The 9,410-nt window shown below is 60.0% G+C and carries 7 protein-coding genes; 5 read left to right on the top strand and 2 right to left on the bottom strand.

Features of this window, described 5'->3' with window-relative positions; translation table 11 throughout:
* Positions 1-579: 579 nt before the first annotated feature.
* From ppk1 to DW892_RS05270, 5 genes are all read left to right on the top strand, one after another.
* The gene (gene ppk1, locus DW892_RS05290; protein ID WP_233546837.1) at positions 580-3,033 is read left to right on the top strand and encodes a polyphosphate kinase 1; all 2,454 of its coding nucleotides are present in this window, start codon (positions 580-582) and stop codon (positions 3,031-3,033) included.
* An 85-nt stretch (positions 3,034-3,118) separates the two neighbouring features.
* Positions 3,119-4,447, top strand: a complete 1,329-nt coding sequence (gene rlmD / locus DW892_RS05285) for a 23S rRNA (uracil(1939)-C(5))-methyltransferase RlmD (RefSeq protein ID WP_117766180.1) — start codon at positions 3,119-3,121, stop codon at positions 4,445-4,447.
* Between the two features lie 106 nt (positions 4,448-4,553).
* Entirely contained in the window at positions 4,554-5,096 is a 543-nt protein-coding gene (locus DW892_RS05280; protein WP_117766178.1) for a DJ-1 family glyoxalase III, read from the top strand.
* The gene (locus tag DW892_RS05275; protein WP_117766176.1) at positions 5,093-5,674 is read left to right on the top strand and encodes a nucleoside triphosphate pyrophosphatase; all 582 of its coding nucleotides are present in this window, start codon (positions 5,093-5,095) and stop codon (positions 5,672-5,674) included. Before DW892_RS05280 ends, DW892_RS05275 begins: the two co-directional genes overlap by 4 nt.
* A gap of 101 nt (positions 5,675-5,775) precedes the next feature.
* On the top strand, positions 5,776-6,777 hold the full coding sequence (locus tag DW892_RS05270) for a P1 family peptidase (RefSeq protein WP_117766174.1): 1,002 nt from the start codon (positions 5,776-5,778) through the stop codon (positions 6,775-6,777).
* 372 nt (positions 6,778-7,149) lie between these two features.
* Here DW892_RS05270 and DW892_RS05265 read toward each other — a convergent pair whose 3' ends face one another.
* Positions 7,150-8,181 (bottom strand): glycosyltransferase family 2 protein, encoded by a 1,032-nt coding sequence (locus tag DW892_RS05265; protein ID WP_117766172.1) that lies wholly within the window; start codon positions 8,179-8,181, stop codon positions 7,150-7,152.
* Positions 8,174-9,376, bottom strand: a complete 1,203-nt coding sequence (glf, locus tag DW892_RS05260) for a UDP-galactopyranose mutase (protein WP_117583930.1) — start codon at positions 9,374-9,376, stop codon at positions 8,174-8,176. Before glf ends, DW892_RS05265 begins: the two co-directional genes overlap by 8 nt.
* Positions 9,377-9,410 lie beyond the last annotated feature (34 nt).

The raw sequence follows: 9,410 nt of genomic DNA, 5'->3' as shown, positions 1-9,410 counted from the left end.
GGCACGTGCAGACCTTTCGTCATGGCCTCCTACCTTTCTTTCGGGCCTTTCGGCCGAATCTATCAGCGCCCTTCCGTAACGGGCGCTGCTTGCTGACAGCTCTAGTTATATCCAAATTCCACCCGCAATTCCACCTCGCCCCCGAACGGTCAACAAAGTGCGATGAACGGTATATCGCATGTGATTCCCCCATGATGCACTTCGGCGCTCTAAAGTAACTTTTCTAAGGTAAACGCTCTTTTTCCTATAAATTATCCCCCATCGCATCTATAAATCCATGATTCAGAATTGCATAGGTAAAACGGTTTTATGTATATAAATGAAGCTAGCTCACGTTTTGGACCGAATTCGATGATATTCAGCTCACCATCATTCTTATTCACGCATCCCTATCAGTTGAGTGAGAATATTGAACGCTAGCAATTGCGTCGCGAGCGTTAGTTCTATGGCCGGGCATCGTAAGAAATAGGTAAAGATACCGTTCACGCAATACGTCCGTGCCATAGGTCGACTAAATTGAGACAATAGTGAATAGTGTTAGGCAACCGTCCCCCACGGGGACTGAACGGACAGATGCATATGCCGAGCAAAATCGAAAAAAAGCAAGCCGCTGCAAAGCTGCGTAAGCCGCCGCGCGACTTCTCGTACACGCAGAACCGAGAGCTCAGCTGGCTGCGCTTTGACAACCGTGTGCTTGACGAAGCCTTCGACGAGACCGTTCCGCTGTTCGAGCGGCTAAAGTTCGTGTCGATTTTCGAGTCTAACCTCGATGAGTTTCTCATGGTGCGCGTGGGCGGCCTGTCCGATCTGGCAGAGCTCAAAAAACAGCCTGTCGACAACAAGAGCAATATGGCCGCCTCCGAACAGGTCGATGCTGTCATGGCCGAAATGCCCGGGCTCCTTACCCGATGGGAGTCCATCTTTAAGAGCATCGAGGGCAAGCTCGACACCCTGGGCGTTCACCGCGCCCGCATCGATTCGCTTACGCCCGAGGAGCGCCCCTTTGTAACCCGTTACTTCCAGGCCTACGTGTCGCCGGTCATCTCACCGCTGGTGATTGACCCGCGCCACCCCTTCCCCAACCTGCGCAACGGCGCACTCTACCTGGCCTGCGGCCTGGACGGCGTCACCGACGAGGAGAGTCTGCTGGGCCTTATCGAGATTCCCACCTCGATGAACCGCGTGGTCGAGATCCCCTCGCCCACCGGCACCTACTCCTACATCTTGCTCGAGGACGTCATCCTCGCCTGCCTGGACAGCTGCTTTGGCTCCTATAAGCCGCTCGACCGCGCGCTCATCCGCGTCACCCGCAACGCCGACATCGACCCGGACGGCGAGGGCGTCGAGGAGGAAGAGGATTACCGTCAGCACATGAAGCGCATCCTCAAGAAACGCTTGCGCCTGCAGCCGGTGGTGCTCGCGGTCTCGGGGTCGCTCGAGAAGGCGACGCTCAAGACCATCCGCAAGGCGCTCGAGCTTTCGCGCCGCTCTGTCTTTACCTGCGATATCCCGCTCGACCTAGGCTACGTCTTTGGCATTGAGGGCAAGATTCCCGAGCACCTGCGCAACGAGCTGCTCTTTACGCCGTTTAAGCCGCAGCCCAACTCCACCATCGATATGACCCGCTCCATCCGCGAGCAGGTACTTCAGCACGACAAGCTGCTCTTTTATCCCTATGAGGCCATGAACCCCTTCCTGGATCTGGTGCACGAGGCCGCCTACGACCCCGAGTGCATCTCACTGCGCATCACGCTCTACCGCGTGGCCAAGCAGAGCCGCCTGTGCGAGTCACTGATCGATGCCGCCGAGAACGGCAAAGAGGTCACGGTGCTCATGGAGCTCCGCGCGCGCTTTGACGAGCAGAACAACATCGAGTGGGCCGAGCGCCTGGAAGAGGCCGGCTGCACCGTCATCTACGGCTCCGAGGGCTTTAAGTGCCACTCCAAGATCTGCCAGCTCACCTATCGCGAGGGCATGGCGCTAACGCGCCTGACGCTGCTGGGCACCGGCAACTTTAACGAGAAGACGGCCAAACTCTACAGCGACTTTATGCTCATGACCGCTCACCCCGGCATCGGCGAGGACGCCAACCTGTTCTTCCGCAACCTGTCGCTGGGCAACCTGCGCGGCGATTACCGCTTCCTGGGTGTGGCGCCCGTCGGACTGAAACCGCTCATCATGCGCGGGCTTGACCGCGAGATCCAGCGCGCCCTCGCCGGCGAGCCCGCCCGCGTGTTCTTTAAACTCAACTCGCTCACCGACCGCGAGGTCATCGACAAGATCTCCGAGGCATCGTGTGCTGGCGTGCGCGTGGACATGATCATCCGCGGCATCTCGTGCCTGAAGCCCAACATTGCGGGCAAGACCGAAAACGTGCACGTACGTTCTATCGTCGGACGTTTCTTGGAGCACGCGCGCGTCTATGCCTTCGGCGTGGACTCGGACATGATCTACCTGAGTTCTGCCGACATGATGACGCGCAACACCGAGCATCGCGTAGAAATCGCCTTCCCCGTGCTCGACCCCACCTGCCGCGCGCTGGTGCACGAGTACATGGGCGTGCAGCTGCGCGACAACGTGAAGGCACGTAGCCTGACGAGCGACGGCACCTGGGTTCCCGTAGAGCGAAAAGAGGGTGAGAAGCCCTTTAACTCGCAGGAGTTCCTGTTGGAGCGCGCTTATCGCAACGCCGAGTCCGCAGCCGTGGCTTCGGAGCCCGTCGCCAAAGCAAAACCGGAATCCGCACCTGTTCTGGGCCCCAAGCCCAAGCCCCAGGCGGACGTTCCCAAGGTCCAGAAGGTCCAGGCAACCGTCATTGAACCCGACCTGGAATCCGAACCCGAGCCTGCGCCCCAGCCCCAGCCCCAGCCTCAGCCGCAGACCGTCAAGTCCGCGCCCCATGCAAGCGCCCGCCGCGAGAAACCCGCCGGCAAGACCAAGGCCATCGAGCGCCATCGCCCCGGCCGCGTGCGTATGGGTCTGGGCCTGATCGGCTTAGGCCTTAAGACGCTCATTACCGGCAAGACGAAATAGACGTTTGTAGAAGCGCCCCGCATTTGAGGAAAGCCTCGGATGCGGGGCGCTTTTCCCTGCTACCATGGTGCGAATAACAACGCGAATGACGGGCAGGAATATGAAGCTCACCATAGAATCGATGACGTATGGCGCCGATAGTCTGGCGCACGCCGACAACGGCAAGGCCGTATTTGTGCAGGGCGCCGTGGCGGGCGATACCGTCGAGGCCGAAATCGTGCAGGACGGCAAGTCGTTCATGCGCACCCGCACCACCGAGATTCTGGAGCCAAGCCCCGATCGAATTCAGCCTCCCTGCCCCTTCGTGGGCGTCTGCGGTGGCTGCTCGTGGGGCAATCTCTCGCGCACCGCTCAGCTTGCCGCCAAGGAGCAAAACCTGCGCTCCACGCTCGAGCGCATCGGCAAGTTCACCCCTGAGCAAGTCGACGAGCTGGTGCAGCCCATCCGCCACACCAAGGACGACTGGGGCTACCGCAATAAAATCGAGCTCGAACCGACCGTCGTCAACGGCCGCGTTCGTCTTGGCATGCACGGCGTCGATCCCAGCAAGATCGTGACCGTCGATTCGTGTCCGCTGTTCGATAAACGTTTTCCCAAGGCGCTCAAGTCGGTCGTCGGCGCGCTCAACTATCTGAGCGGCAGCCACGACCTAGGCCTGGAGCGCGTGGGCATTCGCGCCTCGCGTCGCACCAAGGCGCTCGAAATCGCGCTCTGGACGCCCACGGGCTCGTTTCCGCGCTCGCAGGTCTCGCGCGTGCTGGCAGACGCCGCACACCCCACGAGCATAGTGCGCGTTATGAGCAAGGGTGAGAAGAAGGCCCGCCGCGTCTCCAAGGTTGAGATGCTCGCCGGCGAGGGCTCCTGGACCGAGAACATCGCCGACGGCCAGATGCGCCTTTCGGCCCCGTCGTTTTTCCAGGTCAACACCAAGGGTGCCGAGATTTTGATCGAGCTTGTCATGGAGGCGCTCGACCCGCAGGAAGACGAACTTGCCGTAGACCTGTATTGCGGCGCCGGAACCTTCACCCTGCCGCTCGCCCGCCGCTGCGACTTTGTTGCCGCTGTCGAGGCCTACGGACCGGCCGTACGCGACCTGCGCCGCAACCTCGAGATCAACAAGCTCGATAACGTCGACGTCATCGGCGGCGATGCCGTGCGCGAGTTCCCCGACCAGGACGCCGATGTCCTGGTGGTCGACCCGCCGCGTGCAGGCCTCGCCCCCGAGGCGATCGACCTTATCGCCAGCACGAGTGCCCGCGATGTCGCCTACGTGAGCTGCGACCCGGCCACCCTGGCGCGCGATCTCAAACGCTTTGTCGAGGAAGGCACCTTCTCCCCCGTAAAGATCACGCCAGTTGACCTGTTCCCGCAAACCTTCCACTGCGAAACCGTCGTCCACCTCAAGCGCAACTAGCCACTTAATCATTGCTCAGAAAAATCATTGGGAAATCGAGCGTGGCAAGCGGAGGTCTTCGGGGTATAAGACGGCTAATTGTATGCCGCCTATGAAAGGAACCCTCATGCCCAGCGTTGCCGTTCTCGCCGCCGATGGCTTTGAAACGATTGAATGCCTGACCATGGTCGATGTCATGCGTCGCGGCGGCGTGCGTGCCACGCTCGTCTCGATCATGCCCACGCGTGAGGTCGTAAGCTCGCTGCAGATCCCCGTGACCTGCGACGCGCTCTTTGATGAGATCAATTTTGACGAGTACGACTGCGTCGTGCTGCCCGGCGGCCTGCCCGGCGCCACCAACCTGCGCGCCGATCAGCGCGTCTGCGACGTGGTCTGCGAGTTCGCCGCGACCAAGCACATCGCCGCCATCTGCGCCGCCCCGTTTATCTTGGGTGAGCTCGACCTGCTCGAGGGGCGCCACGCCACGTGCTTCCCTGGCTTTGAGAAAAGCTTCCCCGAAGGCGCCTATACCGGCGAGAAGGTTACGCAAGACGGCAACATCATCACCGCCAGCGGCATGGCCCAGTCGCTCCCCTTTGCGCTTGAGCTGCTGCGCACGCTCGCCGGCGACAAGGCCGTCGAGAAGGTCGCCGAGGGCATTCAGCTATGATTTTGGCTTCGCAATCACCGCGCCGCATCGAGTTGATGCGCGAGGCGGGCTATGACATTCGCATCATTCCTGCCGATATCGACGAAACGCCGTTTGATGGCGAGGCCCCGCTTACGCTCGTTGAACGCTTAGCACGCGCCAAAGCCGCCGCCGTTGCCGCCGAGCATGCCGAGCCCAATGAGCTGACGGTCGCGGCCGACACCATCGTCACCTTTGACGGCAAGATTCTGGGCAAGCCGGCAACCGAGGACGAGGCGTGTACCATGCTCCGTGAGCTTTCGGGCCGCACACACCAGGTCGCAACCGGCGTCTGCATCGTTAAGGCAGGCGATACGGCCGCCCCACATGCCGCCGAGAGCCTGTCCTTTGTCGATGTGACCGACGTGACGTTCTACGAGCTCAACGACGAACAGATCGAGCACTACGTCGCCTCGGGTGAGCCCATGGACAAGGCCGGCGCCTACGGCATTCAGGGCACAGGAGGACGCATGCTCGTGCATGATATATCGGGCGACTTCTATAACGTGGTGGGCCTACCCATCGCTCGCGTCGCGCGCGCGATTCAAAAACTCTCGTAATTGCATCTGGCGCTGGGTATCCCCCAGCGCCTACAATTTTGGCGTACCGTACGGATCCCGACCGGGCACATGGCGCGGCGGAAAACCGATAGGAGTTAAACATGGATACACTGCTCGAGGCCATTGACGTTTGCGATGTCGATGGCTTTTGCTTTGGTAACTATACCGACGAAAAGGCCGGCACCGGCTGTACCGTAATCGTGGCGTCCGAGGGCGCTACCGGCGGTGTTGACGTTCGCGGCGGCGCTCCAGCATCGCGCGAAACCGACCTGCTGCGACCCGAGAACACCGTCGACAAGGTCCACGCCGTCTGCCTTTCGGGTGGATCGGCCTTTGGCCTCGAGGCTGCAAGCGGCGTCGCTCGCGAGCTTGAGAGCCGCGGCATCGGCCTTCCCGTCGGCCCCACGCAGGTGCCCATCGTGTGCTCCAGCTGCATCTTCGACCTCGCCTTTGGCGATCCCGCCGTTCGCCCCGACATAGAGGCCGGCATCGCCGCCGTACGCGAAGCACTCGACAACACCCCCACCAAGCTCGAACAGGGCAATGTAGGTGCCGGCACGGGTGCCACCGTCGGAAAGCTCATGGGGCCCACCACCTGCATGAAAGCCGGCCTTGGCGCTGCCGCCGTGGCGCTCGGTCCCGTTAAGGTAGGCGCCGTGGTTTCGGTCAACGCCTGCGGCAACGTGGTCGACCCCTTCACCGGCGAGTGGGTCGCCGGCATGCGCGCCGCCGCCGATAGCGACCAGATCGTCGACATGGAACTCGCAGCCTTTGCTGCCGCCGGATCCATGCAGATGCCGCTCGACCGCACCAACACCACCATCAGCTGCATCGTCACCAACGTGGAGCTCACTAAGGCCCAGGCCACCAAGGTCTCCCAGATGGCAGCAGACGCCTACGCGCACGCCATTCGCCCCACGCATACCACCAACGACGGCGACACCATCTACACCCTCGCCAGCGGCAAACTGGGCGCCCAGGCAAGCGCTGCCGTTCCCCTAGACCTGCTGGGCATGCTCGCCGTAAGGGCCCTACAGACCGCCATCGTAAACGGAGCCAAAAACGCCAAAACCTCCCACGGCATACCCGGCGCCGCAAAGTAAACTAGCTCGTCCGGTTGCCCGGTGGGTTTTGGTTATGTTTGCTGCTCTACAGTCCTGGCTCGCACGAAGAGCACATTAAGTGCTCTTCGGCTCGTGCGGAACTCGCGACAAACATAACCAAACCCCACCGGGCAACCTACCAACCAGATTCTTTTCAGCCCAGGCCCCTGTGTACCGCGCGTCGAAGATCTTCAAATTCAAATAACCTGACAATCGATTCTTATAGCAGAGGCCCCTTGGCCTTTAGTTTGCTACAAGTTCCGCACGAGCCGGAAAGCACTCAATGTGCTTTCCGTGCGAGCAGGACTGTTCGCAGTAGCAAACTAAAGGCCAAGGGGCCCTGTCAACCTATCAGCAGCGATTACTCAGCAGTTAGTTGAATTTGAAGATCTTTGAGGCAAGACGGTATAGGCCGAGTGTGGTTTTGTCTCCGGCACGACCGCGGAGGTTAGTGAAGAAGCCGACCACACCGTAACGTGCACGACGATACATACGCTCGTCATAGGCCTTCAAATCATTCCACAGCGTCTTCAGACGCTCATCGGCACAATCCTCGTCGGAAAGCTTGGTGAGCACCGAGCAGATCGCCATCATCATGGTGAAGTAGCCCATCATGTACGAACGCAGACGCGACGACTCGACATCGCTGTACAGGTGGTACGACTCCATCATGATACGCGTAACACGGAACTGCTGGTCCAGACGCTTGACCATCGTGGCCTGGTTGACACTCTGGCCCTCGCGACCGATAAAGTAGCGATAGAGGTCGATGTCGGCGTAGTACATGGTCTTGCAACGCGGCAGCGGCACGTAGGCGTAGATGTTGTCCACATAGAACGTGTGCGGCGGCATGGGCAGGTTGGACTCGCGCAGCACATCCGTGCGATAGCACAGGCTGTGCATGAGCAGATTCTGGTCCAAACGGAAATGGCCGATCTGGTCCCAGGTAAAGATCTTTTTTCGAGGCAGGGCAAACTTGTAACCAATGGCCGTATGCGTACCCTCGTAAACCTTCTCGTACACGTAGTTCGAGATAAACAGGTCAACGCGCTGGTCGCGCTCTTCAAAGCCGCGCAGAATCGACAGCATGGTCGAAAGGGCAGCGCCGTCAAGCCAGTCGTCCGAGTCGACGACCTTGTAGTAGGTGCCCTGCGCCTCGCGCAGACCCGAAAGGACGGCAATACCGTGGCCGCCATTCTCCTGGTGCACCGCGCGGATGATTCCAGGATAACGGGCCTCCCACTCGTCGGCCTTGGCGGCCGTCTCGTCCTTGGAGCCGTCGTCCACCACGATAATCTCGATATCGGTGGCGTAATTGCTCCCCTCCAAGATGGAGGTGATGCAATGGTCCATGTCCTTGGCGGCGTTATACGAGGGAATACCGAATGTTATGACTTTATGCATGGCAGGCGATAATCTCATCCGAAAGATCGAGGGCGGAATTGGTCACGGCATCCATATCGTAGTAACGATACTCGGCCAGACGACCCACCGGGTGGAAGTTTGTCAGGTTCTGGACGCGCTCAAGATAGCGCTCATAGAGCTCACGGTTCTCGGGCTCAAGAATGGCGTAATACGGCGTCTCGCCCGAGCCGGGCGTATAGGCCTTGGAGTACTCCTTCATGATGGTGGTCTTGCCGGGCAGGACCTGACCAGTCATGTTCTTGAACTCGGTAATGCGGGTGTAGTCCTCGCTCGTGGTGTAGTTGACGGTGCCCACGGGCTGGAACTGATCCATATCGAGCGTCTCGAACTTCATGTCGAGCGTGCGGTACGGCAGCGCGCCCAGGTCGAGGTTGAACAGCTCATCGAGCGGACCGGTATAGACGATCTCGCCGCCGTAGACCTTGCCGTCGACCTTGACGGTTGTCTCGTCGATCTCGAAGAGATCGCGAGCATCCACGTCGCAGAACACATCAATCAGGTCGTGGTCGAGCATGTGCTCAAACAGCGCCGTGTAGCCATCCTGCGGCATACCCTGGAAGGGGGCCTGCGGGAAGTAGCGGTCATCGTCGCCCACAAAGACGGGAACGCGGCCGGTGATCGAGGGATCGATCTGGTCGGGCGTCTGGCCCCACTGCTTCATGGTGTAATGCAAAAAGACGTTCTCGTAGACGTAATCGGCGACCTCGGCCAAGTCGGGGTCGTTCTTCTTACGCAGCTCCATGATGGGCACTTTGACATCCTTGCCAAAGGTCTCCACGAGCTTCTGATACAGCTCCTCGCCGCGCTCATCACCAAAGGCGAGCTTGAGACTCGCATGGTTGAAGGGCACGGGCATAAGGGTACCGTTGATGTTGGCGAGCACCTTGTGCTGATAATCCGTCCACTTGGTAAAGCGCGACAGGAAATTATGCACGCGCTCGTTAAAGGTGTGATAGATATGCGGACCGTACTCGTGGATCAGGATTCCGGCCTCGTCAGTGCAGTCATAGGCATTGCCCGCAATGTGGCTACGGCGCTCCAAAACGGCAACACGATAGCCGATGGTCTCGGCAAGACGGCGGGCGCAAACGGCACCGGCATATCCAGCACCGACGACAATCATGTCGTACGCGCCGGCGTTAAAGCCTTCAGGCAGGCCTGAGGTAATCTGCATCGATACTCCTTGTCAAAAGCCACGGGCTCGTTAG

The sequence above is a fragment of the Collinsella sp. AM40-7AC genome, assembly GCF_003468125.1.
Lineage (GTDB): Bacteria > Actinomycetota > Coriobacteriia > Coriobacteriales > Coriobacteriaceae > Collinsella > Collinsella aerofaciens_O.
This window is presented reverse-complemented; position numbering and strand designations above follow the sequence as displayed.